Origin of the sequence: Pectobacterium polaris (assembly GCF_002307355.1) — a bacterium.
Taxonomy (GTDB): domain Bacteria; phylum Pseudomonadota; class Gammaproteobacteria; order Enterobacterales; family Enterobacteriaceae; genus Pectobacterium; species Pectobacterium polare.
This window is the reverse complement of sequence record NZ_CP017481.1, coordinates 2,527,993-2,553,440: the sequence shown is the minus strand read 5'-3', so window position 1 is coordinate 2,553,440 and position 25,448 is coordinate 2,527,993. Positions and strand designations below refer to the sequence as shown.

At 51.2% G+C, this 25,448-nt stretch carries 27 protein-coding genes and 1 riboswitch; of the genes, 23 read left to right on the top strand and 4 right to left on the bottom strand.

All coding sequences use genetic code 11. From position 1 onward, the window contains the following. Positions 1 to 192: 192 nt before the first annotated feature. The 4 genes from BJJ97_RS11505 to BJJ97_RS11490 all read left to right on the top strand — a co-directional run bounded on the left by BJJ97_RS11505 (position 193) and on the right by BJJ97_RS11490 (position 3,451). Positions 193 to 1,089 carry an amino acid ABC transporter substrate-binding protein gene (locus BJJ97_RS11505; RefSeq protein WP_095994010.1) on the top strand — a complete coding sequence of 299 codons (897 nt, stop codon included), beginning with the start codon at positions 193 to 195 and terminating at the stop codon, positions 1,087 to 1,089. A gap of 218 nt (positions 1,090 to 1,307) precedes the next feature. Further along, positions 1,308 to 2,048 carry an amino acid ABC transporter permease gene (locus BJJ97_RS11500; RefSeq protein WP_010285409.1) on the top strand — a complete coding sequence of 247 codons (741 nt, stop codon included), beginning with the start codon at positions 1,308 to 1,310 and terminating at the stop codon, positions 2,046 to 2,048. Between the two features lie 3 nt (positions 2,049 to 2,051). Next, entirely contained in the window at positions 2,052 to 2,726 is a 675-nt protein-coding gene (gene gltK / locus BJJ97_RS11495; RefSeq protein ID WP_039482823.1) for a glutamate/aspartate ABC transporter permease GltK, read from the top strand. Further along, positions 2,726 to 3,451, top strand: coding sequence for an amino acid ABC transporter ATP-binding protein (locus tag BJJ97_RS11490; RefSeq protein WP_039482825.1), 726 nt, complete (start codon positions 2,726 to 2,728; stop codon positions 3,449 to 3,451). Before gltK ends, BJJ97_RS11490 begins: the two co-directional genes overlap by 1 nt. 51 nt (positions 3,452 to 3,502) lie before the next feature. On the opposite strand, the gene BJJ97_RS11485 is transcribed toward BJJ97_RS11490, so the two are convergent. Continuing rightward, on the bottom strand, positions 3,503 to 3,985 hold the full coding sequence (locus tag BJJ97_RS11485; protein ID WP_010298779.1) for a zinc ribbon-containing protein: 483 nt from the start codon (positions 3,983 to 3,985) through the stop codon (positions 3,503 to 3,505). A 309-nt stretch (positions 3,986 to 4,294) separates the two neighbouring features. On the opposite strand from BJJ97_RS11485, the gene leuS reads away from it, so the two are divergent. The 13 genes from leuS to lipA all read left to right on the top strand — a co-directional run bounded on the left by leuS (position 4,295) and on the right by lipA (position 18,117). Then, positions 4,295 to 6,877 carry a leucine--tRNA ligase gene (gene leuS / locus BJJ97_RS11480; protein WP_095994009.1) on the top strand — a complete coding sequence of 861 codons (2,583 nt, stop codon included), beginning with the start codon at positions 4,295 to 4,297 and terminating at the stop codon, positions 6,875 to 6,877. 14 nt (positions 6,878 to 6,891) lie between these two features. Beyond that, positions 6,892 to 7,446: an LPS assembly lipoprotein LptE gene (gene lptE, locus BJJ97_RS11475; protein ID WP_039356450.1), complete on the top strand. Its 555-nt coding sequence runs from the start codon at positions 6,892 to 6,894 to the stop codon at positions 7,444 to 7,446. Beyond that, positions 7,443 to 8,468: a DNA polymerase III subunit delta gene (gene holA, locus BJJ97_RS11470; protein ID WP_095698848.1), complete on the top strand. Its 1,026-nt coding sequence runs from the start codon at positions 7,443 to 7,445 to the stop codon at positions 8,466 to 8,468. The genes lptE and holA overlap by 4 nt, the downstream gene beginning before the upstream one ends. After that, positions 8,435 to 9,124 carry a nicotinate-nucleotide adenylyltransferase gene (nadD, locus tag BJJ97_RS11465; protein ID WP_095994008.1) on the top strand — a complete coding sequence of 230 codons (690 nt, stop codon included), beginning with the start codon at positions 8,435 to 8,437 and terminating at the stop codon, positions 9,122 to 9,124. The genes holA and nadD overlap by 34 nt, the downstream gene beginning before the upstream one ends. 194 nt (positions 9,125 to 9,318) lie before the next feature. Further along, positions 9,319 to 9,636 (top strand): ribosome silencing factor, encoded by a 318-nt coding sequence (rsfS, locus tag BJJ97_RS11460; protein ID WP_039482837.1) that lies wholly within the window; start codon positions 9,319 to 9,321, stop codon positions 9,634 to 9,636. A 1-nt stretch (position 9,637) separates the two neighbouring features. Continuing rightward, positions 9,638 to 10,108 carry a 23S rRNA (pseudouridine(1915)-N(3))-methyltransferase RlmH gene (rlmH, locus tag BJJ97_RS11455; RefSeq protein WP_005976291.1) on the top strand — a complete coding sequence of 157 codons (471 nt, stop codon included), beginning with the start codon at positions 9,638 to 9,640 and terminating at the stop codon, positions 10,106 to 10,108. Positions 10,109 to 10,141: 33 nt separating this feature from the next. Beyond that, positions 10,142 to 12,046, top strand: coding sequence for a peptidoglycan DD-transpeptidase MrdA (gene mrdA / locus BJJ97_RS11450; protein WP_095698846.1), 1,905 nt, complete (start codon positions 10,142 to 10,144; stop codon positions 12,044 to 12,046). A 9-nt stretch (positions 12,047 to 12,055) separates the two neighbouring features. Next, positions 12,056 to 13,168: a peptidoglycan glycosyltransferase MrdB gene (mrdB, locus tag BJJ97_RS11445; protein ID WP_039482841.1), complete on the top strand. Its 1,113-nt coding sequence runs from the start codon at positions 12,056 to 12,058 to the stop codon at positions 13,166 to 13,168. Positions 13,169 to 13,181: 13 nt separating this feature from the next. After that, complete coding sequence (gene rlpA, locus BJJ97_RS11440) at positions 13,182 to 14,306, top strand: endolytic peptidoglycan transglycosylase RlpA (protein WP_095994007.1); 1,125 nt, start codon at positions 13,182 to 13,184, stop codon at positions 14,304 to 14,306. Between the two features lie 166 nt (positions 14,307 to 14,472). After that, a complete protein-coding gene (gene dacA, locus BJJ97_RS11435) occupies positions 14,473 to 15,684 on the top strand; it encodes a D-alanyl-D-alanine carboxypeptidase DacA (protein ID WP_039482846.1) in 1,212 nt (403 codons plus the stop codon). A 133-nt stretch (positions 15,685 to 15,817) separates the two neighbouring features. Next, positions 15,818 to 16,081: a DUF493 family protein YbeD gene (gene ybeD, locus BJJ97_RS11430; protein WP_005976281.1), complete on the top strand. Its 264-nt coding sequence runs from the start codon at positions 15,818 to 15,820 to the stop codon at positions 16,079 to 16,081. A 159-nt stretch (positions 16,082 to 16,240) separates the two neighbouring features. Further along, the gene (gene lipB, locus BJJ97_RS11425) at positions 16,241 to 16,924 is read left to right on the top strand and encodes a lipoyl(octanoyl) transferase LipB (protein ID WP_172644760.1); all 684 of its coding nucleotides are present in this window, start codon (positions 16,241 to 16,243) and stop codon (positions 16,922 to 16,924) included. A 227-nt stretch (positions 16,925 to 17,151) separates the two neighbouring features. Further along, on the top strand, positions 17,152 to 18,117 hold the full coding sequence (gene lipA / locus BJJ97_RS11420) for a lipoyl synthase (protein WP_095698844.1): 966 nt from the start codon (positions 17,152 to 17,154) through the stop codon (positions 18,115 to 18,117). Positions 18,118 to 18,199: 82 nt separating this feature from the next. On the opposite strand, the gene tatA is transcribed toward lipA, so the two are convergent. After that, entirely contained in the window at positions 18,200 to 18,397 is a 198-nt protein-coding gene (gene tatA, locus BJJ97_RS11415) for a Sec-independent protein translocase subunit TatA (protein WP_095994006.1), read from the bottom strand. Positions 18,398 to 18,659: 262 nt separating this feature from the next. Then, a riboswitch (Fluoride riboswitch) is annotated at positions 18,660 to 18,764 on the top strand. Between the two features lie 85 nt (positions 18,765 to 18,849). On the opposite strand from tatA, the gene crcB reads away from it, so the two are divergent. Then, entirely contained in the window at positions 18,850 to 19,233 is a 384-nt protein-coding gene (crcB, locus tag BJJ97_RS11410; protein WP_095994005.1) for a fluoride efflux transporter CrcB, read from the top strand. 98 nt (positions 19,234 to 19,331) lie between these two features. On the opposite strand, the gene cspE is transcribed toward crcB, so the two are convergent. After that, entirely contained in the window at positions 19,332 to 19,541 is a 210-nt protein-coding gene (gene cspE / locus BJJ97_RS11405) for a transcription antiterminator/RNA stability regulator CspE (RefSeq protein WP_005976270.1), read from the bottom strand. A 217-nt stretch (positions 19,542 to 19,758) separates the two neighbouring features. On the opposite strand from cspE, the gene BJJ97_RS11400 reads away from it, so the two are divergent. Next, the gene (locus BJJ97_RS11400; protein WP_095994004.1) at positions 19,759 to 20,466 is read left to right on the top strand and encodes an aspartate/glutamate racemase family protein; all 708 of its coding nucleotides are present in this window, start codon (positions 19,759 to 19,761) and stop codon (positions 20,464 to 20,466) included. A gap of 404 nt (positions 20,467 to 20,870) precedes the next feature. After that, on the top strand, positions 20,871 to 22,757 hold the full coding sequence (locus BJJ97_RS11395; RefSeq protein WP_095994003.1) for an autotransporter outer membrane beta-barrel domain-containing protein: 1,887 nt from the start codon (positions 20,871 to 20,873) through the stop codon (positions 22,755 to 22,757). Positions 22,758 to 22,975: 218 nt separating this feature from the next. Here BJJ97_RS11395 and ypfM read toward each other — a convergent pair whose 3' ends face one another. Next, the gene (gene ypfM, locus BJJ97_RS22475) at positions 22,976 to 23,035 is read right to left on the bottom strand and encodes a protein YpfM (protein WP_137739554.1); all 60 of its coding nucleotides are present in this window, start codon (positions 23,033 to 23,035) and stop codon (positions 22,976 to 22,978) included. Positions 23,036 to 23,268: 233 nt separating this feature from the next. On the opposite strand from ypfM, the gene BJJ97_RS11390 reads away from it, so the two are divergent. Genes BJJ97_RS11390 through BJJ97_RS11380 form a run of 3 tightly spaced genes read left to right on the top strand, consistent with a single transcriptional unit; the run spans position 23,269 to position 25,446 of the window. Next, positions 23,269 to 23,646, top strand: a complete 378-nt coding sequence (locus BJJ97_RS11390) for an ArsC family reductase (RefSeq protein WP_095994002.1) — start codon at positions 23,269 to 23,271, stop codon at positions 23,644 to 23,646. 1 nt (position 23,647) lies between these two features. Beyond that, positions 23,648 to 24,775, top strand: coding sequence for a succinyl-diaminopimelate desuccinylase (gene dapE, locus BJJ97_RS11385; RefSeq protein WP_095698835.1), 1,128 nt, complete (start codon positions 23,648 to 23,650; stop codon positions 24,773 to 24,775). Continuing rightward, entirely contained in the window at positions 24,772 to 25,446 is a 675-nt protein-coding gene (locus BJJ97_RS11380; protein ID WP_095994001.1) for a M15 family metallopeptidase, read from the top strand. The genes dapE and BJJ97_RS11380 overlap by 4 nt, the downstream gene beginning before the upstream one ends. Positions 25,447 to 25,448 lie beyond the last annotated feature (2 nt).

The following is a 25,448-nucleotide window of genomic DNA, read 5'->3' as shown; positions in this document are numbered from 1 at the left end:
ACATTTCTATTTCAATCTATTTACAATCAGCTACTTTTTAACTGTATAGACAGTAACTTCGCGCTTTAACGGTGCAGCGTTATCACAGAGAAACCGCAAAGCCTTATGAGTGATACAGCAATACGATGTTAGCTTGAAGACAATGTTAACTTGAAGATGACGGGTATATAACGACAGCAAAGGAGTTAGAACATGCAAATGCGTAAACTGGCATTATCACTGCTTCTGCTTGGCACCGCCGCCAGCGTAGCTCAGGCTGAAGATCTGGCCGGTACATTGAAAAAGGTCAAAGATAATGGCGTGATCGTCATTGGACACCGCGAATCGTCCGTGCCTTTTTCTTACTATGACAACACGCAAAAAGTGGTCGGCTACTCTCAAGCCTACTCTGACAAAATTGTCGAAGCGATTAAGAAAAAACTGGATACGCCTAATCTGCAGGTCAAGTTACTCCCTATCACCTCTCAGAATCGTATCCCTCTGCTGCAGAACGGTACCTTTGATTTTGAATGTGGTTCAACGACTAACAATCTGGAACGTCAGAAACAAGCCGCGTTCTCTAACACCATTTTCGTGGTCGGTACGCGTCTGTTAACCAAAAAAGATTCCGGCGTAAAAGACTTCCCAGATCTGGCGGGTAAAACCGTCGTCGTGACTTCCGGCACCACCTCTGAAGTTCTGCTGAACAAGCTGAATGAAGAAAAACAGCTGAAGATGCGTATCATCAGTGCGAAAGACCACGGTGACTCCTTCCGTACGCTGGAAAGCGGCCGTGCTGTCGCCTTTATGATGGATGATGCACTGCTGGCGGGCGAACGTGCGAAAGCGAAAAACGCCGATCAGTGGGATATCGTCGGCAAAGCACAGTCTGAAGAAGCTTACGGCTGTATGCTGCGTAAAGACGATCCACAATTCAAGAAACTGGTTGATGACACCATCGCTGAAGTTCAAACCTCCGGTGAAGCTGAAAAATGGTTTGATCGCTGGTTCAAACAACCGATCCCACCAAAAGATCTTAACCTGAACTTTGCACTGTCAGACGAAATGAAAGCGCTGTTCAAAGCGCCAAATGACAAAGCACTAAACTAATTAATAATGAGAATAAGGGCAGAGCTATCTGCCCTCTGATTGCTGATTCGTGGCAGGACAGACAGGCATGTGATGGTCGTTCCCCGTCACATGTTGCCCGAGAAATTTCGATAAACAGGAAAATAAACAATACGCCTGTAGTTTGAAACTGAACGGGAATATGGCCGCTCATCAATCTTCAGGGTAGCTTCGCTACCCTTTTTTTACCGGAGTTCGTTATGTCAATAGATTGGAACTGGGGCATATTTCTACAAGCCGCCCCCTTCGGCAACACAACCTACCTCGGGTGGATTTTGTCCGGTCTGCAAGTCACTGTGACATTATCTATCTGTGCCTGGATTATCGCCTTTCTCATTGGTTCTTTATTTGGAATCCTGCGTACCGTCCCAAATCGTTTTCTTGCGGGTATTGGCACCTGCTACGTCGAACTATTTCGCAACGTCCCACTGATTGTCCAGTTCTTTACCTGGTATCTGGTGGTTCCTGAACTGCTTCCCGTCAACATCGGAATGTGGTTTAAAGCCGAGTTAGACCCGAATATTCAATTCTTCCTGTCATCGATGATTTGTCTGGGGCTCTTCACCGCCGCGCGCGTTTGTGAGCAGGTGCGTGCGGGGATTCAGTCTTTACCACGCGGACAAAAAGCAGCAGGTCTGGCAATGGGCCTGACACTGCCGCAAACCTACCGCTATGTATTACTGCCGAATGCGTATCGCGTGATCGTTCCGCCGCTGACGTCAGAGATGCTGAATCTGGTAAAAAACTCAGCTATCGCGTCCACGATTGGTCTGGTGGATATGGCGGCACAGGCAGGGAAACTGCTGGACTACTCCGCCCACGCATATGAATCCTTTACCGCTATAACGCTGGCGTACGTTGGCATCAATGCCATCATTATGTTGATTATGCAGGTCGTTGAGCGAAAAACCCGTTTGCCGGGCAATATGGGGAGCAAATAAATCATGCATGAATTTGACTGGAGCTCAATTGGGCCAAGCATGCCGTACCTGATTCAGGGGATGGTCGTCACACTCAAAATTACGCTGACAGCAGTGGTATTCGGGATTGTCTGGGGCACGATTCTGGCGGTGATGCGCCTGTCACCGATAAAGGCCGTTAGTTGGTTTGCCAAACTGTATGTGAATCTGTTCCGCTCCGTTCCACTTGTCATGGTGCTGCTGTGGTTCTATCTGGTAGTTCCTAGCTTATTACAAAATGTGCTTGGGCTATCGCCGAAAACCGATATTCGACTGATTTCAGCTATGGTAGCCTTCTCGCTGTTCGAAGCAGCCTATTATTCGGAAATCATTCGTGCAGGTATTCTCAGCGTGTCACGTGGTCAATCCTCCGCGGCGCTAGCATTAGGCATGACGCACTGGCAATCCATGAAGCTGATTATTCTGCCGCAGGCATTCCGCGCCATGGTGCCATTGCTGCTGACGCAGGGGATTGTTCTGTTCCAGGATACCTCACTGGTTTACGTGCTCAGCCTCGCTGATTTTTTCCGTACCGCCTCAACCATCGGCGAGCGTGACGGAACACAAGTTGAAATGATCCTGTTTGCCGGGTTCATTTATTTTCTCTTCAGCATTACTGCCTCAATGCTGGTCAGTTACCTGAAAAAAAGGACGGTTTGATGATTTCCCTGAAAAATGTTTCTAAATGGTACGGCCAATTTCAGGTGCTAGCCGACTGCTCCACAGAAGTAAAAAAAGGTGAAGTTGTGGTCGTCTGCGGACCTTCTGGCTCTGGCAAATCAACCCTGATCAAAACCGTAAACGGTCTGGAACCGATTCAAAAAGGTGAAATTACCGTCAATGGCACCGCCGTTAACGATAAAAAAACCAATCTGGCTCAGTTGCGTTCCAAAGTCGGGATGGTATTCCAGCACTTTGAACTGTTCCCACACCTGTCGATTATCGAGAACCTGACGCTGGCGCAGGTGAAAGTGCTGAAACGTAAGCGTGAAGACGCCAAAGCCAAAGCACAGAAGCTATTGGAGCGCGTTGGGCTGTCAGCACACGCCAACAAATTCCCAGGGCAGCTTTCTGGCGGTCAGCAACAGCGTGTCGCCATCGCCCGCGCGCTGTGCATGGATCCTATCGCGATGTTATTTGACGAACCGACATCCGCACTTGATCCAGAGATGATCAACGAAGTGCTGGACGTTATGGTTGAATTGGCGCAGGAAGGCATGACCATGATGGTCGTCACGCATGAAATGGGCTTTGCCCGTAAAGTGGCGCACCGTGTGATCTTTATGGATGAGGGAAAAATCGTTGAAGACACCCGCAAGGATGATTTCTTCAATAACCCACAGTCCGAACGCGCTAAAGACTTCTTGGCGAAAATCCTGCATTAATACTCAGACAAAGCGTGCCGCAAGGCACGCTTATTTACCGCCCCCAGCAAACTACGGCTGAAACGGCTGGCGGTGGAACAGGTCATGTGAGCATTTCGGGCAGAGTGGTAAAACCTCCGGCGTGTAGAACGCGATATGATGATGGCAGTTCTCACACACCAGATTACCTAGCCCCACCACTTCACCGCTGTGGTACACCCCGTGATGATTCACATCTTTGAAAATCTCACGCCACTCCAGCTGTGTTTTATCCGTAATATCCGCCAGTTCCTGCCACAGGCTTTCCTTGATGACTCGCATAAACACGCTGTCGGTAAACTCATCCTGACTTTCGTTATAGCTGCGGGCAAACTCTTCCAGATCGCGCTGAACGGCCTGAATCACCTGCTCTATTTCTTTCTGCGTCAGCTCCGAGCTTTCCTGCAAGGTTTTGCGGGCGCTCAGCACCAGACTGTCGAGATCGCGTTCACCATTGTTCAGCCGAGCCGTCACTGAAGCCATTAACTCGCGATAATAGCGGGCTAGTTTATTCATGCTTCCTCCTGAATTAAGCGGGTTGAAGGGTGATAAAGAACGCCTATTCGCTGTCTGGCACATCTGGCCAAAACCGATACGTTACCTATCTGTCTCTATTTTAGATTATTTTTTCGGTACGCCTGATAAATTGTCGCCAATTTGCGCAACGCCTCGCAGTATGTCGTTCCTAGATCAGAAATATTCCTCAGTCGGGCGCTGGGTGTTGTTGCACGCGCCGCTTACGGCTATGCTATGCGGATCTTTTGTTATGAATCAGAAGAGGCTACTCACGTAGCAATTCTTCACTAAACAGGACCCCTGGCAGCCATGCAAGAGCAATACCGCCCAGAAGAGATAGAAGCGGACGTCCAGCTTCACTGGCAAGAGAAGCAGACCTTTAAAGTCACCGAACAGCCCGGCAAGGAAAAATACTATTGCCTTTCCATGCTGCCTTACCCTTCTGGCCGACTACATATGGGGCACGTCCGTAACTACACCATCGGCGACGTGATCTCCCGTTATCAGCGCATGCTGGGCAAAAACGTTCTGCAACCGATCGGTTGGGATGCCTTTGGTCTGCCAGCAGAAGGGGCTGCGGTCAAAAACAACACCGCGCCAGCACCTTGGACCTACGCCAACATCGATTACATGAAAAACCAGCTCAAACTGCTGGGCTTTGGCTATGACTGGGATCGTGAAGTCGCGACCTGCAAACCAGACTACTACCGCTGGGAACAGTGGTTCTTCACCAAGCTGTACGAGAAAGGTCTGGTTTATAAAAAAACCTCCGCCGTTAACTGGTGTCCGAACGACCAGACCGTACTGGCGAACGAACAGGTTATCGATGGCTGCTGCTGGCGTTGCGACACCAAAGTCGAACGCAAAGAAATTCCACAGTGGTTTATCAAAATCACCGCTTACGCAGACCAACTGCTGAACGATCTGGATACGCTGGAAAGCTGGCCTGAGCAGGTCAAAACCATGCAGCGTAACTGGATCGGCCGTTCTGAAGGTGTGGAAATCACCTTTGATGTGGCGGACAGCGAAGAGAAACTGAGCGTTTACACCACGCGCCCAGATACGTTCATGGGTGTGACCTACGTTGCTGTTGCCGCGGGTCACCCTCTTGCAGCACAAGCTGCCGCAACAAACCCAGCGCTGACTGATTTCATTGCAGAATGCCGTAATACCAAAGTCGCCGAAGCCGATATGGCAACGATGGAGAAAAAAGGCATGGCCACTGGCCTGTATGCGATTCACCCGCTGAACGGTGAGAAAGTCGCTATCTGGGTCGCCAACTTCGTCCTGATGGAATACGGTACAGGCGCAGTGATGGCCGTTCCGGGCCACGACCAGCGCGACTGGGAATTTGCCACCAAATACGATCTGTCCATCAAGCCGGTTATTCTGAATGCCGATGGCAGCGAGCCCGATCTGTCCGCTCAGGCGATGACAGAAAAAGGCAGCCTGTTCAACTCTGGTGAGTTTGACGGTCTGGATTTCGAGGCTGGATTCAACGCCATTGCTGATAAGCTGGTAGAAAAAGGCATCGGCGAGCGTAAAGTCAACTATCGCCTGCGCGATTGGGGTGTATCTCGTCAACGTTACTGGGGTGCACCAATCCCAATGGTGACGCTGGAAGACGGCACCGTCGTCCCAACGCCAGAAGATCAACTGCCGGTAATCCTGCCGGAAGATGTTGTGATGGACGGCATCACCAGCCCGCTGAAATCGAACCCGGAATGGGCGAAGACGACCGTTAACGGTCAGCCAGCGCTGCGTGAAACCGACACATTCGACACCTTTATGGAATCCTCTTGGTACTACGCGCGCTACACCTGCCCGCAGTACGATCAGGGAATGTTGGATCCGGCTGCCGCCAACTACTGGCTGCCTGTTGACCAATACGTTGGCGGTATCGAACACGCCATCATGCACCTGATGTATTTCCGCTTCTTCCACAAACTGATGCGCGACGCGGGTCTGGTGACCTCTGATGAGCCCGCCAAACGCCTGCTGTGTCAGGGCATGGTGCTGGCCGATGCCTTCTACTATCTGGGCAATAACGGCGAACGTATCTGGGTGTCTCCGACCGACGTAACCGTTGATCGTGATGAGAAAGGACGCATCGTCAAAGCCGTCGATAACGAAGGCCGTGACGTGGTTTACGCGGGTATGAGCAAAATGTCGAAGTCTAAAAACAACGGCATCGACCCGCAGGTCATGGTAGAGAAATACGGTGCAGATACCGTGCGTCTGTTCATGATGTTTGCTTCTCCGGCAGAAATGACGCTGGAATGGCAGGAATCCGGCGTAGAAGGCGCAAACCGCTTCCTGAAACGCGTCTGGAGACAAGCCTTCGAGCATACAGAGAAAGGTGCGGTAACAGCTCTGGATATCGCTACACTGACGGAAGATCAGAAATCACTGCGCCGCGATCTGCACAAAACGATCGCTAAAGTGACCGATGATATCGGCCGTCGCCAGACCTTCAACACCGCGATCGCTGCCATCATGGAACTGATGAACAAGCTAGCGAAAGCGCCGCAGGACAGCGATCAGGATCGCGCGCTGACGCAGGAAACGCTGCTGGCCGTCGTTCGTATGCTGTATCCGTTCACGCCGCACGTCTGCTTCACGCTGTGGCAGGCGCTGCAAGGTGAAGGCGACGTTGATACTGCGCCGTGGCCGGTTGCAGATGAAAGCGCAATGGTTGAAGATTCCAAGCTGGTCGTTGTTCAGGTTAACGGTAAAGTACGTGGTAAAATCACCGTTGCCGCTGACGCAAGCGAAGAACAAGTTCGCGAACGCGCTGCACAGGAACCGCTGGTCGCGAAATATCTGGACGGCGTCACAGTTCGTAAAGTGATTTATGTCCCTGGCAAACTGCTTAACCTGGTTGTGGGTTAAGGCAAGGAGGAACTGTGCGACATCGTCTATTCACGTTGTTGCTGGGGCTGGCGGTGTTAATCACCGCTGGCTGCGGTTTTCATCTGCGCGGCACGACACAAGTGCCTGCGCAGTTACAAACACTGGTGCTCGACAGCAGCGATCCTTATGGTCCGCTAACGCGTGCGGTACGTGAGCAGCTCCGTCTCAGCGATGTGAAAATCGTTGATGATGCGACGCGTCAGGATATCCCGTCTCTGCGGGTACTGGGCTCAAGCGAAACGCGCGATACCGTCTCTATTTTTCAGGACGGTAAAACAGCGGAGTACCAGATGGTGCTAACGTTGCAGGCGCAGGTGCTGATGCCGGGTGAAGATATTTATCCGCTCAGCGTGACGGTGTTCCGCACGTTCTTTGATAACCCGCTGGCTGCTCTGGCGAAAGATGCCGAACAGGACATCGTCCGTCAGGAAATGCGTGAGCAGGCTGCCCAGCAGTTGGTGCGTAAGTTGCTGACCATCAACGGTAGTCAGGAAGTCAAAAATCGGCTGCAGTCCACCGATTCAACGACTGCCGCCACGCGTTCATGATTCGGCTTTACCCCGAACAACTCACCGCGCAGCTCCATGAGGGGCTGCGCGGTTGTTATTTGGTCTTTGGTTCAGACCCGCTCTTGCTGCAGGAAAGTCTCGACAGCATCAAACGGGTCGCTCAACAGCACGAATTCAGCGAGCATTTCAGCTTCATCCTGGATCTTCATACCGACTGGGATGCGATTTTCAGCACCTGTCAGGCGCTCAGCCTGTTCGCCTCACGCCAATCGCTCTTACTGGTTTTGCCGGAAAACGGCCCAAATGCCGCGATGGGTGAAAATCTGGTTAAGCTCTCTGGATTATTGCACCCCGATATTTTGCTGATTCTGCGCGGTCATAAGCTGACCAAAGCGCAGGAAAACAGCGCCTGGTTTAAAGCGCTGGCGCAAGACAGCGTCTATATCAATTGTCTGACGCCAGAACAAGCCCAGCTCCCTCGCTGGGTTGCTCAGCGTGCGAAAGCCATGAAGTTGACGCTGGATGAACAGGCCACGCAGCTCATTTGCTATTGCTATGAAGGCAACTTGCTCGCACTGTCTCAGGCGTTAGAACGGCTGGCGCTGCTTTATCCCGATGGCAAGCTGACTCTGCCTCGCGTGGAAAGCGCAGTCAATGATGCCGCTCACTTCACACCGTTCCATTGGCTTGATGCGCTGCTGGCAGGAAAAGGCAAACGCGCCTGGCACATTTTGCAGCAGCTAAAACAGGAAGATTGCGAACCTGTCATTTTGCTACGCACGCTACAGCGTGAACTGCTACAGCTTCTGGCGCTGAAACGGCGCATGTCAGACACGCCGCTACGTACGCTATTCGATCAGCAAAAAGTGTGGCAAAACCGGCGTGACCTGCTCACTCAGGCATTACAGCGGCTCTCTCTTCAGCAGCTACAGCAGGCTGTCCGATTGCTGACGCAGGTAGAAATAACCTTAAAGCAAGACTATGGTCAGTCCGTTTGGTCTGAATTGGAATCGCTTGCCATGCTGCTATGCGGCAAAGCCTTGCCGGAGGCATTCATCTGAATACGTCGCCCGCAGCGCCATCGCTGACCGCGTTTTTTGGCGGCACGTTTGACCCGATTCATTACGGTCACCTTCAGCCAGTAACGGCACTGGCAAAGCTTGTGGGTCTGACTCAGGTCGTCCTGATGCCCAATAATGTTCCGCCACATCGGCAGCAGCCCGAAGCCAGTTCCCGGCAGCGTTTCCATATGGCTGAGCTGGCCGTCAAAGGCAACCCGCTATTTACCGTGGACGATCGTGAACTACAACGGCAAACGCCCTCCTACACCATTGATACATTGGAGGCATTTCGGGCTGAAAAAGGCGGTGATGCGCCGCTGGGCTTTATCATCGGGCAGGACTCGTTGCTAACGCTACACCATTGGCACCGCTGGCAGGACCTGCTTAACGTTTGTCATTTGCTGGTATGCGCTCGGCCCGGCTATCGCTCAACGCTGGAAACGCCCGAATTACAACAGTGGCTGGACGATCATCTGACGCACACGCCGAACGATCTTCATCAGCAACCGCATGGGCGGATTTTTTTAGCAGACACGCCGCTAGTCACCATTTCCGCAACGGACATTCGTCAACGTCGACAGCAAGGTCTGGACTGTCACGATTTATTACCTCCCGCCGTACTCCGTTACATCAACGAACACGGCCTGTACCAATAGCGCAGGTTTTCCCGTCCATCAGCCACGGGCTTTGTACCACTCGACAAAAGTGCGTGATATACTCCGCGGCTGGTTTCAATCACCGGGAAAAGCGAAAATTTTCGACAATGACTCGGTGATTCACGTTTTTCCTAAACAATTCAGCGCCGCACGCGTTCGTCAGTTCCTGACAAAACGCCATTGAGGGGGAACCTTTGCAAGGCCAAGCACTCCAAGACTTCGTTATTGATAAGGTCGATGACTTAAAAGCTCAGGATATCGTTGCACTCAACGTCCAGGGTAAGTCCAGCATCACCGATTACATGGTTATCTGTACGGGTACTTCTACACGTCATGTCGCCTCCATTGCCGATCACGTCGTACAATCCTCACGCGCCGCGGGTTTGATCCCACTCGGTGTCGAGGGTGAAAACGCCTCAGATTGGGTTGTTGTCGATTTGGGTGACGTGATGGTTCATGTCATGCAAGAAGAAAGCCGCCAGTTGTACGAACTGGAAAAACTGTGGGGCTAGCATGAAACTGCAACTGGTCGCCGTTGGCACCAAAATGCCCGACTGGGTGCAGACTGGTTTCACCGATTATTTGCGCCGTTTCCCAAAGGACATGCCTTTCGAATTACTCGAAATTCCGGCGGGGAAACGGGGTAAAAATGCGGACATCAAACGCATTCTGGAGCGCGAAGGCGAACAGATGCTAGCGGCAGTGGGCAAAGGCAACCGCATTGTGACGCTGGATATTCCAGGGACTCGCTGGGAGACGCCGCAGTTGGCGCAACAGTTGGAGCGCTGGAAACAGGACGGGCGCGACGTCAGCCTGCTGATTGGTGGGCCTGAAGGGCTTTCACCAGAATGCAAAGCCGCAGCGGAACAAAGCTGGTCACTCTCGCCATTAACGCTGCCGCACCCGCTCGTTCGTGTACTGGTGGCGGAGAGCCTGTACCGTGCATGGAGCATTACGACTAATCACCCTTACCATCGGGAGTAAGGCGATACGATGAAACTTGTGAAATAACGCTGGATGAAAGTAGAACGTAAACCCTTTCGTGATTATACGGCTGAGTCCGCCCTGTTTGTGCGTCGTGCTTTGGTCGCATTTCTGGGCATTTTGCTGCTTTCCGGTGTATTAGTCGCTAATCTGTATCATCTGCAAATTGTGCGCGTTGATGACTACCGCACACGCTCTAATGAGAACCGCATCAAGCTGGTTCCTATCGCGCCGAGTCGCGGCATCATCTATGACCGTAACGGCACTCCGCTGGCGTTGAATCGCACTATCTATCAGTTAGAACTGGTACCCGACAAAGTCGACAACCTTAAAGATACGCTCGAAGCCCTGCGCCCCGTCGTCGACCTGACCGATAGCGATCTGGAAAACTTTGAAAAAGAGCGTAAGCGTTCACGCCGTTTTACTTCCATCCCCGTAAAAAGCGGGCTGGATGAGATTCAGGTTGCCCGTTTTGCCGTCAACCAATATCGCTTCCCCGGCGTTGAAGTTAAAGGCTACCAGCGCCGCTATTATCCTTACGGCTCTGCCCTGACGCACGTCACGGGTTATGTTTCCAAAATCACCGATAAAGAAGTGGAACGGCTGACCAAAGAAGAAAAAATTGCCGATTACGCCGCCACGCGTGACATCGGTAAGCTAGGTATTGAACGTCATTACGAAGATCTGCTGCACGGCAAGCCTGGCTATGAAGAAGTTGAAGTTAACAACCGTGGCCGCGTGATCCGCCAGCTCCACGAACAGCCACCGCAGGCTGGACGTGATATTTATCTGACGCTGGATCTGAGCCTGCAAATCTACATCGAGAAACTGCTGGAAGGCAGCCGTGCCGCCGTGATTGTCACCGATCCACGCGACGGCGGTATTCTGGCGATGGTTTCCACCCCCAGTTACGATCCCAACCTCTTTGTCGACGGGATTTCTACCAAGAATTACGCAAAACTACAAAGCGACCCCGATCGTCCACTGATCAATCGCGCAACACAGGGGATTTATCCCCCCGCCTCCACCGTTAAACCTTACATCGCGGTTTCCGCCCTGACAGCGGGTGTGATTACCACTAATACCAGCCTGTTCGATCCCGGCTGGTGGCAATTACCCGGTTCCGAAAAGCGCTTCCGCGACTGGAAAAAATGGGGACATGGCCGCCTTAATCTCACCAAGTCACTGGAAGAGTCCGCGGATACCTTCTTCTATCAGGTCGCTTATGACATGGGCATCGATCGCCTGTCAGAATGGATGACCAAATTTGGTTACGGCGAGAGAACTGGTATCGATATTTCGGAAGAAAGCAAAGGCAATATGCCAACGCGCGAGTGGAAATTAGGCCGGTTTAAAAAGCCGTGGTATCAAGGGGATACGATTCCAGTCGGGATTGGTCAAGGTTATTGGACCGCTACGCCTATCCAAATGAACAAGGCGCTGGTCACGCTGATCAACGACGGTCAGGTCAAAACACCGCACCTGCTTTATAGCTCGCGGGAAAATGGCAAGATTGTGCCTTTCCGCCAGACTGAAAATCAGCAAATTGGCAACATCCACTCTGGCTATTGGGAAGTGGCGAAGGACGGTATGTATGGCGTGGCTAACCGGCCTAACGGTACCGCCCACAAAAGCTTTGAGGATGCGCCTTATAAAATTGCGGCAAAATCCGGTACGGCACAGGTTTTCGGCCTGAAAGAAAACGAAACCTATAATGCGCACAAGATCGCAGAACATCTGCGTGACCATAAATTAATGGTTGCGTTTGCCCCGTATAAAGACCCTAAAGTAGCGATGTCGATTATTCTGGAAAACGGTGGCGCAGGCCCGACCGTTGGCACCATCACCCGCCAGATCCTTGATCATATTCTGCTAGGTGATAACAATACCGATTTACCCAGTGCGCCTCCTGCGCCACCGGGTAGCGAGAGTGAGTAACAGACAGTCATGACCGATAGCCAACAAAAGGGATCGTTCTGGGCGAAAATCCACATCGATCTCCCGTTTCTTCTCTGCATCCTGGCACTGCTGGGCTATAGTCTATTTGTCTTATGGAGCGCCAGCGGGCAAGACGTCGGCATGATGGAGCGAAAAGTCGTTCAAATCGTGCTGGGGTTTACGGTAATGATCGTAATGGCGCAAATTCCCCCGCGCGTGTATGAAGGCTGGGCTCCTTACCTCTACATCGTTTGCGTGATTTTGCTGCTAATCGTGGATATTTTTGGGCAAATCAGTAAAGGCGCACAGCGCTGGCTGGACCTGGGTTTTATCCGTTTTCAGCCGTCAGAAATTGCCAAAATCGCCGTACCGCTGATGGTCGCGCGTTTTATCAACCGTGATATGTGCCCACCGTCGCTAAAAAATACGGCAATCGCGCTGGTGCTGATTTTTGTCCCTACGCTGCTGGTTGCCGCACAGCCCGACTTAGGTACCTCGATTCTGGTCGCGCTATCAGGGCTATTTGTGCTTTTCCTCGCGGGTATGAGCTGGCGCTTAATTGGCATCGCCGTCCTGCTACTCGCCGCTTTTATTCCTATACTCTGGTTTTTCCTGATGCATGACTATCAGCGCGCCAGAGTCATGATGCTGCTCGATCCAGAAAGCGATCCGCTCGGGGCTGGGTACCATATTATTCAGTCGAAAATTGCGATAGGCTCAGGCGGTCTGTCTGGAAAAGGCTGGCTGCATGGCACACAGTCTCAGTTAGAGTTTCTGCCAGAGCGCCATACCGACTTTATCTTTGCCGTACTGTCAGAAGAGCTTGGGTTAATCGGCGTGTTGATTCTGCTCGCCATGTATCTGTTCATGATCATGCGCGGTCTGGTCATTGCCGCGAATGCGCAAACCTCGTTCGGCCGGGTGATGGTCGGCGGGCTGATGTTGATTCTGTTTTTCTATGTGTTCGTCAATATCGGGATGGTCAGCGGTATACTTCCCGTCGTTGGCGTGCCGCTGCCGTTAGTCAGCTACGGTGGGTCGGCGCTGGTCGTCTTAATGGCGGGGTTCGGTATCGTCATGTCGATACATACTCACCGCAAACTGCTATCTAAGAATTTATAACACGAGGTGAGCAATGCGTAAGGATTGGCTTTGGGTCGGCGTAGCAACTCTGGCGCTTGCGGCCTGTACCACAACGGAACAGCGGCAGCCTGCGCCGCCTGTGACTCAGGTTTACAGCGGACCGACGGAAGAAATCGGTGGCGCAGAACCACGTTATGAACCCTACAATCAGGGCACGCTGCAAGACTACAGCATCAAAGGCAAGAGCTATAAAATTGTCAAAAACCCGCAAAATTTTAGCGAGACAGGTTTAGCGACGTGGTACGGCGAAGAAGCCAGCGGCAACCGCACGTCAATCGGCGAAACATTTGATCCTAATGCGATAACCGCCGCACACCCAACGCTGCCGCTGCCAAGCTATGTCCGCGTGACCAACCTGAGTAACGGTCGCCGTCTGGTTGTACGCGTGAACGATCGCGGGCCGTATACACCGGGCAGAATTATCGATCTGTCGAAGGCCGCAGGCGATCGGCTGAACATTTCGAACAATACCAAAGTAAAAGTGGATTTCATCAACGTCGCGCCAGATGGCACGCTCTCCGGCCCCGGAACCGTAGGCACCACCGTCGCCAAGCAAAGCTTCTCCCTACCGGAACGCCCGAGCTTCGGCGCCAGCGGGCTGGGCACACCGATGATGGAAACAACGTCGCCAACGCCCAACAGCGCCGTACGCCCAATCAGCAATAGCAACCTGAGCACGCCAACAGATAGCACGCAGCCACAGAGCAGCGCGCCGTCGCACAGCGGTGGTTTTCTGGGAGCACCATCCGCGCTGCGCACTGGCGTGGTTGAGTCCACTGTGACGCCAGCGGCGGCGGCAACACCATCGTCATCCGCTGCGCCAATGAATGTCGCGCCAGCGGCAGCGGTTACAGCTCCTGCTGCTGCAACGCCATCTGCCACGGGTCGCTATGTGGTTCAGGTCGGTGCATTGAGCGATCAGCAGCGCGCGCAAACCTGGCAGCGCAGCCTGAGCGAACGCTTCCGCGTGGCCGGAAAAGTCAGCGCGAGCGGCGGCCTGTATCGCATCCAACTGGGGCCATTCCAGAATCGTCAGCAAGCCGCTGAACTTCAACAACGTTTGTCAGTCGAAGCTCAGCAGCAGTCGTTTATTACCGCCGCACCCAGCACCCTCTAGTAACGGATAATCGGCAGACTCACTCAGCGAAAACGGCGGCTATGGCATTGAACATACCGCCCTTTTGCAAAATCACGTAACGTAATGTCTGATGCCTGCCTATTTCCCATCTGCTATAGTGTGGCTCGTTTTTTAACTCATACCCACGGATGTTGTTGTTCCAATCATGAATACTGTAAACACGTCTCGTTTTACTAAACGTACTGCGCTTGGCGCACTGCTCGCCATTAGTGCCTCTTCCTTTGCCTATGCCGAAGATATCAATCTTAAAACGATGATCCCTGGCGTCCCGCAAATCGATGCTGAATCCTACATCCTGATTGATTACAACTCTGGGAAAGTGTTGGCGGAAATGAATGCCGACACGCGCCGCGATCCGGCCAGCTTAACGAAAATGATGACCAGCTACGTGATTGGTCAGTCCATTAAATCAGGAAAAATCAGCCCGAACGACATCGTTACCGTCGGTAAAGATGCCTGGGCAACCGGCAACCCAACCTTCCAGGGCTCTTCCCTGATGTTCCTGAAGCCGGGCGACCGCGTTCCTGTCTCCCAGTTAAACCGCGGTATTATCCTGCAATCCGGTAACGATGCCTGCGTCGCGATGGCCGACTACGTTGCTGGCAGTCAGGATGCCTTCGTTAACCTGATGAACGGTTACGTGAAAGCACTGGGACTGAAAAATACCAATTTTGAAACCGTGCACGGTCTTGATGCACCGGGCCAGTTCAGTTCAGCACGCGATATGGCCTTGATCGGTCAGGCGCTGATTCGCGATGTGCCAGAAGAGTACGCGACCTACAAAGAGAAAGAGTTCACGTTCAACAATATTCGCCAGCCTAACCGTAACGGTTTGCTGTGGGATTCCAGCCTGAATGTTGACGGCATCAAAACGGGCCATACGTCATCAGCTGGCTTTAATCTGGTCGCCTCGGCAACAGAAGGCCAGATGCGCCTGATTTCTGCGGTACTGGGTGGACGTAACGCCAAAGGCCGCGAATCAGAAAGTAAGAAACTGCTGACCTGGGGCTTCCGCTTCTTTGAAACCGTCGCGCCATTGAAAGCAGGCAAAGAGTTCGCGTCTGAGCCCGTCTGGTTTGGCGACAGCGACCGCGTTGCGTTGGGCGTTGAGAAAGATGCCTACCTGACCATTCCACGCGGCCGTATGAAAGATCTGAAAGCCAGCTATGTTCTGGACAACACGGAACTGCATGCGCCGTTAGCCAAAAATCAGGTTGTGGGTTCCATCAACTTCCAACTGGATGGCAAAACCATCGATCAGCGCCCGCTGGTGGTGATGAACGAAGTGAAAGAAGGCGGAATCTTTGGCCGCATGATCGATTACATCAAACTGATGTTCCATCACTGGTTCGGCTAATCCCTTGTGTGGGGCCAAAACGCCCCCATATCGATACCATCCATAACTCCCGCACAACGCGGGAGTTATATTTTTTAGTATACTGTACTGATGTCAGTGCGAATGTCGGCGTATTACCCTCTCTGGAGCGCAAATGAAAACCAAATTAAACGAACTGCTTGAATTCCCCTGTGTTTTTACCTACAAGGTCATGGGTGAGGCAAAACCAGAGTTGGTCGATCTGGTCGTTGAAGTGGTACAGCGTCATGCGCCTGGCGACTACACGCCGCAGATCAAACCCAGCAGCAAAGGGAATTATCACTCGGTTTCCATCACCATCACTGCGACACACATTGAGCAGGTGGAAACGCTGTACGAAGAACTGGGCAACATCGACATCGTGCGCATGGTTCTGTAAGGCATAGGGTTCTATAAGACATAGAGCTCTGTCAAAGTCGTACTGTAATAAAAACGAGCGGGAAAACTGGCGAGTGCGGCAGGGTTTTGTGATGTTGCAAAGTGCTGTTCGCTGAGGCTTCCCGCCGTTATAATCCCCCCACCTTTCCTTAACCTGAAGATGACACACTTGCTACAGGATAAGATCATCGTACGCCAATTTGACGTACAGCCGTATGAACCCGTCTCTCTGGCGATGCATAATTTCACCGACCGACGTGATGATAAAACGCCAGATGAAATCTGGCTGGTTCAGCACCCTCGCGTATTTACACAGGGTCAGGCAGGCAAAGCCGAACATGTCCTCATGCCCGGTGATATTCCCGTGATTCAGAGCGACAGAGGCGGTCAGGTGACTTACCACGGCCCCGGTCAGCAGGTCATGTACGTGTTGATTGACCTGAAGCGTCGCAAGCTCGGCGTTCGTCAGCTCGTCACTGCCATCGAAAACACCGTGATTGGCACACTGGCACATTTTCAGATTGAAGCCCATGCGCGCCCTGATGCACCCGGCGTCTATGTAGGCGAGCGTAAAATCTGTTCGTTAGGACTGCGTATTCGCAAAGGCTGCTCTTTCCACGGGCTGGCGCTCAATATTGCTATGGATCTCTCCCCTTTCCTGCGTATCAACCCGTGTGGTTACGCTGGTATGGAGATGACGCAACTCAGCGATCTGGTGCCGGGCGTCACGCTGGATGACACCGCCCCCGTGCTGGTGAACACCTTTTTGCAGTTAGTCGGCTATTCCGCACCCGAATTTGTTTCGTGGAATCTGGACGTTCAGGGTGAGCCGCTTCCTGGCTAATGCATTTTGTCCTGTTAATAAAAATCAGTCAGTTAGACGATCGTTTTTTGATAAATTACATTTTATTCACATAATTTCTTCATTTTGATCGTGCAAAGGCTGATTGTGGTTAGGCAAGATGATATAATTTTTATAGTTTTTTAAAAAAAAGTTTAACTAAAAACATAATCCTTTGAATTTGAATTACAAATTTAAAGAAACGATTCAGAACTGGAACTTACGCAAACATGAGTAAACCGATTCAGATCGAACGCGGCGTTAAATACCGCGATGCCGATAAGATGGCGCTAATCCCGGTACGTACCGTCGTCACCGAACGCCAAGAGCTTCTGCGCAAACCTGAATGGATGAAGATTAAACTTCCGGCGGATTCAAGCCGTATTCAGGGAATCAAAGCAGCCATGCGCAAAAACGGGTTGCACTCAGTTTGCGAAGAAGCGTCCTGTCCGAATCTGGCAGAGTGTTTCAACCACGGCACCGCCACCTTCATGATTCTGGGCGCGATTTGTACGCGTCGCTGCCCGTTCTGTGACGTTGCCCACGGCCGCCCGCTTACGCCGGATGCCAATGAGCCTGAGAAACTGGCACAGACCATCCATGACATGGGCTTACGCTATGTCGTGATCACCTCCGTTGACCGTGATGATCTGCGCGACGGCGGTGCCCAGCACTTTGCAGACTGTATTAGCGCTATTCGCCGCAAAAACCCGACTATTCGCATCGAAACGCTGGTGCCAGACTTCCGTGGACGTATGGATCGCGCGTTAGAGATCCTGACCGCCACGCCGCCAGATGTGTTCAACCACAACCTGGAAAACGTACCGCGCGTTTACCGTCAGGTCCGTCCTGGTGCGAACTATGAGTGGTCACTGAAGCTGCTGGAAAACTTCAAGAGCGCACATCCAGATATCCCAACCAAATCTGGCCTGATGGTTGGATTGGGGGAAACCAATGCTGAAATCGTGGAAGTGATGCGTGACCTGCGTCGCCACGGTGTGACGATGCTGACGCTGGGACAATATTTACAGCCGAGCCGCCATCACCTGCCAGTACAGCGCTACGTCAGCCCGGATGAGTTCGATGAGATGAAGGCCGAAGCGATGGCGATGGGCTTTACCCACGCTGCCTGCGGTCCATTTGTTCGCTCGTCCTACCATGCCGACCTACAGGCAAAAGGCATTGAAGTAAAATAAGCGCTCATACATATTTACACATTTTTTGTGTGGAATAAAAAACGGACGGCTATTGCCGTCCGTTTTGCTGTGTGGGGTGCGATCAGAGTTCTTTACGAGATGAATCATTCAGCGCTGTCGTTTCATCCGTCTTTGCCGGCTGATCGTCACTCATCGCCTTCTTGAAGCCTTTAATCGCCGCGCCTAAATCACCGCCGAGGCTACGAAGTTTATTCGTACCGAACAGCAGAATTATTAACGCGCCAATCACCAACAGCTTGGCAATACTGATACCTTCCATACAAACCTACCTGATTTAGATGCTGGAGACGCCAGCGAACGAGAACGATTTTTATTAAAAATAATTCTTTTACCCTATGTCCTCTATCTAAGACCTTATGCAGCACGACACAATTTGCATCTGTAACAAATTGCATCTATAGCAAATTGCATCTATAAAAACGTAAGACGCGGCAAAAGGGCTTTCTCGCGCATTCAGATTGCTTTACAACTTTCGCCTCGGCACCACTACAAAAATCCCTTCTGACGGCGTAAACTTTCTTTACTAAAGCGGAGATGACATTCCTCCCTACCCTCGCGCAGCCAAAACGCTGACAGCCTTAAAAACAGGGTACAACCGCCACTCGGCTAATGATGTCTACGTCCACCTCGCAGAGAGGGCGTAGCGTCCTGCCCAATACTCTCCGAGATCGCAAAAACAATTCAGGCAAAACAGCCCAAAGAAAGGTTTCTATGTTTAGTACATTACTTGCGGTATTTATTGGCGGCGGAGTCGGTAGCGTGGCGCGCTGGCAGCTTGGCGTGAAGTTTAACAATCTGTATCCAACGCTGCCGCTGGGCACTCTGCTTGCTAACTTAATTGGGGCTTTTGTTATTGGCGGCGCACTCGCTTTCTTCCTGCGCCATCCTCATCTCGATCAGGACTGGAAAATATTGATTACCACCGGGCTGTGCGGCGGTTTAACGACGTTTTCGACCTTTTCCGCAGAAGTCGTCATGTTCCTGCAAAGTGGGCAGCTTGCGGCGGCGGGGTTACACGTACTGTTGAATCTGGCGGGTTCGTTGCTCATGACCGCACTGGCATTTGCTCTGGTCACGTGGGTGACAACACACTGATGTCACGTGGAAATTGCTAGCTCGTGAAAATTGATAGCACGTGGAAAATAAAGCAAAAAAAACCCGCCATCGGCGGGTTTTTCACGAAATCGGTATAATTAAATAGCGTTAACGTTAGCAGCTGAAGGACCTTTGGCACCGTCAGTGATTTCGAACTCTACACGCTGACCCTCAGCCAGAGTTTTGAAACCATTGCTCTGGATGGCAGAGAAGTGTACGAACACGTCTTTGCTACCATCTTCAGGAGTGATGAAACCGAAGCCTTTAGACTCATTGAACCACTTAACACTACCTTTAATCTTAGACATCAAACTTACCTTTACATGAATGAAAGACACAAAATCTGTGTCAGGTACAGTACAACAATAGATTGGCCTTTTGTCCAGTTGAAGTTGGATAAAAAGTGATAAAAGTCGCTAAAAATGTATACCACGTAACTCCGCTGTCCTATTTTAACCCGATGCAGAACGCAGAGAGTTCAGTTCTGGTCGATTCATCACTTTTTACGATATGAAGGAAGGCATCATGATAAGCAAAACGCTGGGTCTGATCGGGGGTATGAGTTGGGAATCTACCATCCCGTATTACCGCATGATCAACGAGTATGTGAAAAGCCAACTTGGCGGCCTGCACTCCGCTAAAATCATCCTGCACAGCGTCGATTTCCACGAGATCGAACGGTTGCAGTCACAAGGTGATTGGGCGCAGTCATCCGCCGTACTCAGCAATATCGCAGTAGGATTACGTCAGGCGGGAGCGGAGGCGATCGTCATCTGTACCAACACCATGCATAAAGTGGCCGATGACGTTGAACGCGCCTGTCAGCTTCCTCTTTTGCATATTGCCGATGCCACCGGTGCCAGCCTGAAACAGCACGGATTGAAGAAAGTCGGTTTGCTTGGAACCCGCTACACAATGGAGCAGGATTTCTATCGCCAGCGCATTCAGGAACGATTTGCCGTGGAGGTGATGGTTCCCGATGATGAGGGGAAAGAGGCCGTCAATCGCATCATTTACGATGAGCTGTGTCTGGGAAATATCAACGAGGCATCGCGGCAGGTCTATCGGGACATCATCCAGCAGCTTGAACAGCAAGGCGCGGAAGGCATCATTCTGGGTTGTACTGAGATCCCGCTATTAATCAGTGCCCAGGATGCGAAAGTTCCTCTTTTTGATACCAGCAGGCTCCACGCGATTGCCGCTGCAAAATTTGCGCTTAACCAGCCATCATGATGAATTAATTCGATAAAATAAAATCTATACGCAAACTAATAATATCCTCTTTTATTTACTCAAGTTTCCTCTTTTACCCCTGAGTTACCCTAGAGCAACACTGATACCGGCCCCCTATGTACAAAGGGCCGATATCAGTCCAGGTAGTTAAAAAGCCAACACCAGCGTCTTGAAGTATGACGGCCGTATCTATAGCCAGCATGTTCTCCGTAATAAGGAAAACATCGTAGCTAAGATAGCTCTCATAGTTTTACATATAAGACATATCCTATATATCGCAACCTCAACACTAATAATCTTCATTCGTTATTATCAACTACCGAAAGTAAATTCCTTATTCTCGATTATCCGTATCCAATTACCTGAACATATTATTTTCTCACAATCCCGGGGGGATAAAAATTATGAAAACCATCCGAAGACTCCTGACAATTACTTATAACAGTAATTATGTTGATTTAATAAACAGAGTGTTATGGATGAAATCAAAGGCATTTTTACTATTTATTATTTTTGCATTGCTGATTTACACATCATCTACGGAAGCAGAGACTTTTAACAACACGGTCGTTTTTGGTGATAGCTTAAGTGATGCAGGCAATCTTTCACATGCGTTAGGCATCGGAACATCAAGGTTTACAACCAACCCTGGGGAAACAGCTACGATGTATGTTGCAGATGGGCTAGGTCTGTCGGCAACAGATTCATCCTCAGGAGGAACCAACTATGCCTGGGGTGGGGCCGGTATTATTAATAATTATTCACTGGGCGTTATATTTTCGCCGACGATTCAATCTCAAGTTAACAATTATATTCAAAGCAATAAAATTAGCGCATCAACGCTTTATCAGTTCTGGGGAGGCTCCAATGATATCTATTCTATTTATGAATCATCGCCTTCAACTGAAACCAGTAAAATCATTCCTGTTGCGAATACTGAAATATCATTACTAAATAATCTATATCATGCAGGAGGGAAATATGTCGTTGTTTATAACCTCACCAACCTTGGCGCAACCCCCGATGCCGCAAGACGCAACCTACAAGAAAAATATCAGGACGTAGCCAATCAATATAACAATACATTAAACAGCGGACTTCGCACGTTGAGTGATAATGGTTTAAATATAATCCCTGTCAATACGTATGGATTGTTGTCTGAAATAATGGCAACGCCATCAACCTATGGCATTATCAACACCACCAGTGGTGCCTGTAACACAACCTCATCACTTTTTTGCAATACAGGAAACTACGCTGGCGGCACAGAATATACCTATCTTTTTGCTGACAATGTCCATCCTACAACGGGTGTCAACAAGATGCTCGCCAGTGTCGTTTTATCTGAAATTTCAGCGCCAGGTAAAATTTCATTACTGAGCAAAGCTCCTCTACAGGCAACAAAGTCGCAGTACAACTTGTTACGCAAAGCGATCCTTACCGATACCTATGGCGGCGATACGCGGGTATTCGCTAATGGTGATTACCGCCATCAGGCCAACTCAACCGACGATACTTTTTCAAGCAGTAGTAATAACCGCTTTGCTTCAGTCGGTGGCGACGTGAGATTAAGTGACAACCTTAACATCGGGGCGCTGGTCACCGTCTCTAACCAAAAGACGGCGCTTGATGGCGCAGGCTACACATTGTATGACCACAGCGTTGCGCTTTATCAGGTCTACCACGCCGACCATCCCTGGATGAGCACCTTCGTCAATGCTGGTTCTTCTCACTTTGATGATGTTTATCGCACCATTAACATCGGCCCGGCTACGCGCACAGAATCCGGCTCAGTGAAAGGACGCCATTTTGGTGGTGGGATTGATGCTGGCTGGTGGTTTGATCTGGGGACATCCGTCAAAACAGGGCCTTTTGCGCGTCTGGAACGTCAATCCGTTGAGGTAGAAGGTTATCGTGAGCGCGGAAATAACAGCTCGGCCATGTGGTTTTCTGAACAGCATCGTAATTCTCTGGTTTCCAGTCTTGGCTGGCAAACTCAGGCCCACTTACTCGTGGCCAGTTTGGACATTAACCCTTACATCGGGATGGCCTGGAATCATGATTACATGGCAAGTAATGTGCGCCCAGTCACCGCGGGATTAAACTCTATGAGTGGTCACTTCTCCATGCCAAGCGCGGCTTCAGAAAAAGACTGGGGCGTCGCAGACGCTGGGGTTATGGTCAACCTGACAACCAATCTGCATACATGGCTGCAATATTCCAATGAGTTTGGTGGTAACTCCAGAAAAGGCAATTACAGCACCAGCGTCGGTCTGGAATACGCATTCTAATCATGCTGTTATGTATTATCTGGTGATAAAAATGGCAGCAGTGTTCTCTTTGGATCGGCAAGGTTATGGGGCGAGACATGAGGAAAGAACGCTACGAATGCGCATAAGATTGAAGTATGGCGGGGAGAAAAAAAGCAGTATTGAGAGACTCAATACTGCTTTATTCGTATGATTTTATTCCTGGTATGGTATGCAATGACTAACAGTACTTCTCGTTATTATTTACGTAACATTGCTTCAATAAAATCTTTCCAAGTACTTACTTCTACTTCTACCATGCGAACCTCTTGGTGATTAACGGCGACGCATTATATGCACACTTTTTAATCAGGAAAAAGTGTTATGAAAGTATAAAAACTATACTTCTTCACATTTCTGCTACACAGTTCACAGTAGATCTCCCCGCCTTTTTTCGGCATGCTGGGCTATCGCACGATTAAGCTCAGTCAGGCTGTGCTGTCCTGAACAGCAATCGTCATGCAACCCAATAAGCAGAAAGGATTTTATCCCTATGGCGCTGACCATGTACGGCATCAAAAACTGTGACACTATAAAGAAAGCGCGCCGCTGGCTGGACGATCAGCAGGTGACGTATCGCTTCCATGATTACCGTGCCGACGGTCTGGATGAACAGCTGCTACAGCGCTTTATCGACCAACTGGGGTTTCAGGCCTTACTCAACACACGCGGAACGACCTGGCGTAAGCTCAGCGAAGAATTGCGTGAACAGATCAACAGCGATACCAGCGACAACGCAGAGGCCGCCAAAAACCTGATGTTGGAACAGCCAGCGGTGATTAAACGGCCGTTGCTGATAACCGATGACGGCCACGCGCTGCTTGGTTTCAGTATCGACAGCTACCAGAAATTTATTGCGGAGAACAAATAACGTGTCTTGCCCAGTCATAGAACTCGCTCAACAGTTAATTAAACGCCCTTCCCTCAGCCCGAATGACGAGGGTTGCCAGGCGCTCATGATTGAACGCCTGACGGCGATTGGCTTTACCGTCGAAGCGATGGATTTTGGCGATACCCAGAATTTCTGGGCATGGCGCGGCACAGGGAAAACGCTGGCCTTCGCCGGACACACCGATGTGGTTCCCAGCGGTGATGAAAGCCACTGGCAGCATCCACCGTTTGAACCCATCATTCGTGACGGCATGCTGTACGGTCGCGGCGCGGCGGACATGAAAGGCTCACTGGCTGCGATGGTGATTGCCGCCGAGCGCTTTGTCGCTGCCCATCCTAATCATCAGGGGCGTCTGGCGTTCCTGATTACCTCAGACGAAGAAGCCAGCGCCGTAAACGGTACCGTGAAAGTGGTTGAGGCGCTGATGGCTCGCAACGAGCGATTGGACTACTGTCTGGTCGGCGAACCGTCCAGTACGCATGTTGTGGGTGATGTGGTCAAAAATGGCCGCCGTGGTTCTATCACCGCGAATCTGCGCGTACACGGCGTACAAGGGCACGTTGCGTATCCTCATCTGGCGGACAACCCCGTTCACCGCGCAGCACCGGCGCTTAACGAACTGATCGCAACCGAGTGGGATCAGGGCAACGCCTTCTTCCCGCCGACCACGATGCAAATCGCCAATATTCAGGCAGGCACCGGCAGCAATAACGTCATCCCCGGCGAACTGTCTGTGCAGTTCAATTTCCGCTTCAGCACCGAATTGACGGACGTGTTAATCCAACAGCGCGTGGCTGAATTACTGGATCGCCACCAGCTTAAGTACACCATCGACTGGAAGCTCTCCGGCCAGCCATTCTTGACCGCACGCGGCGAGCTGGTCGATGCCGTAGTGAATGCCGTCAAGCATTACAACGAGGTCACGCCAGAGCTACTGACAACCGGTGGCACCTCCGATGGCCGTTTCATTGCCCGCATGGGCGCGCAGGTCGTTGAACTGGGCCCCGTAAACGCGACGATCCACAAAGTCGATGAATGCGTCAGCGCGGCAGACCTGCAACTGCTGAGCCGCATGTACCAGCGCATTATGGAGCAGCTCATCGCATGATGACGCCAGCTACATTAACCGGTAAAAGCGACCAGCATTTGGTCGCTTTACAGGGGCGTCATCGTCTTCAGCCGGAGGCAGTAACCGCATTTCTGGCGCTACAGCAGGCGGCAAAAACGGCGGGATTTAACCTACAGCCCGCCAGTACGTTTCGTGATTTCGAGCGCCAGCGTCAGATCTGGAATGGCAAATTTCGCGGTGAGCGTCCCGTCATGGATGCCAACAGCCAGCCGCTGGACGTGTTATCTCTGAACGAAGGCGAGCGCTGTGAAGCCATTCTGCGCTGGTCCGCTATGCCCGGCTCTAGCCGCCACCATTGGGGCAGCGATCTCGATATCTACGATCCCGATTTATTACCCGCAGGCCGTTCGCTCCAGTTGGAGCCGTGGGAATATGAAGAAGGCGGTTACTTTGCCGCACTGAACGCGTGGCTGAGTGCGCACATGCATGAATACGGTTTTTATCGACCTTATGCGCACGATCTCGGCGGTGTCGCAGCCGAACTCTGGCATATCAGCTATTATCCACTAGCACAGTATGCGGAAGAACAGCTGACACCCGACCTCATTCTTGCCGCTTGGCAAGATGAGGACATTGCAGGCTATCACTGGCTTTGCCAGAACTTGCCGCAGCTGTTTACCCGTTATATTCATAATGTTGATGAGGCGTAACC

Bases quoted from the DNA above. Each gene is read 5' to 3' on its own strand.
- BJJ97_RS11505 (WP_095994010.1), top strand. From the start codon at position 193: ATGCAAATGCGTAAACTGGCATTATCACTGCTTCTGCTTGGCACCGCC.
- BJJ97_RS11500 (WP_010285409.1), top strand. From the start codon at position 1,308: ATGTCAATAGATTGGAACTGGGGCATATTTCTACAAGCCGCCCCCTTC.
- gltK (WP_039482823.1), top strand. From the start codon at position 2,052: ATGCATGAATTTGACTGGAGCTCAATTGGGCCAAGCATGCCGTACCTG.
- BJJ97_RS11490 (WP_039482825.1), top strand. From the start codon at position 2,726: ATGATTTCCCTGAAAAATGTTTCTAAATGGTACGGCCAATTTCAGGTG.
- BJJ97_RS11485 (WP_010298779.1), bottom strand. From the start codon at position 3,985: ATGAATAAACTAGCCCGCTATTATCGCGAGTTAATGGCTTCAGTGACG.
- leuS (WP_095994009.1), top strand. From the start codon at position 4,295: ATGCAAGAGCAATACCGCCCAGAAGAGATAGAAGCGGACGTCCAGCTT.
- holA (WP_095698848.1), top strand. From the start codon at position 7,443: ATGATTCGGCTTTACCCCGAACAACTCACCGCGCAGCTCCATGAGGGG.
- nadD (WP_095994008.1), top strand. From the start codon at position 8,435: ATGCGGCAAAGCCTTGCCGGAGGCATTCATCTGAATACGTCGCCCGCA.
- rlmH (WP_005976291.1), top strand. From the start codon at position 9,638: ATGAAACTGCAACTGGTCGCCGTTGGCACCAAAATGCCCGACTGGGTG.
- mrdA (WP_095698846.1), top strand. From the start codon at position 10,142: ATGAAAGTAGAACGTAAACCCTTTCGTGATTATACGGCTGAGTCCGCC.
- mrdB (WP_039482841.1), top strand. From the start codon at position 12,056: ATGACCGATAGCCAACAAAAGGGATCGTTCTGGGCGAAAATCCACATC.
- rlpA (WP_095994007.1), top strand. From the start codon at position 13,182: ATGCGTAAGGATTGGCTTTGGGTCGGCGTAGCAACTCTGGCGCTTGCG.
- dacA (WP_039482846.1), top strand. From the start codon at position 14,473: ATGAATACTGTAAACACGTCTCGTTTTACTAAACGTACTGCGCTTGGC.
- ybeD (WP_005976281.1), top strand. From the start codon at position 15,818: ATGAAAACCAAATTAAACGAACTGCTTGAATTCCCCTGTGTTTTTACC.
- lipB (WP_172644760.1), top strand. From the start codon at position 16,241: ATGACACACTTGCTACAGGATAAGATCATCGTACGCCAATTTGACGTA.
- lipA (WP_095698844.1), top strand. From the start codon at position 17,152: ATGAGTAAACCGATTCAGATCGAACGCGGCGTTAAATACCGCGATGCC.
- tatA (WP_095994006.1), bottom strand. From the start codon at position 18,397: ATGGAAGGTATCAGTATTGCCAAGCTGTTGGTGATTGGCGCGTTAATA.
- crcB (WP_095994005.1), top strand. From the start codon at position 18,850: ATGTTTAGTACATTACTTGCGGTATTTATTGGCGGCGGAGTCGGTAGC.
- cspE (WP_005976270.1), bottom strand. From the start codon at position 19,541: ATGTCTAAGATTAAAGGTAGTGTTAAGTGGTTCAATGAGTCTAAAGGC.
- BJJ97_RS11400 (WP_095994004.1), top strand. From the start codon at position 19,759: ATGATAAGCAAAACGCTGGGTCTGATCGGGGGTATGAGTTGGGAATCT.
- BJJ97_RS11395 (WP_095994003.1), top strand. From the start codon at position 20,871: ATGAAAACCATCCGAAGACTCCTGACAATTACTTATAACAGTAATTAT.
- BJJ97_RS11390 (WP_095994002.1), top strand. From the start codon at position 23,269: ATGGCGCTGACCATGTACGGCATCAAAAACTGTGACACTATAAAGAAA.
- BJJ97_RS11380 (WP_095994001.1), top strand. From the start codon at position 24,772: ATGATGACGCCAGCTACATTAACCGGTAAAAGCGACCAGCATTTGGTC.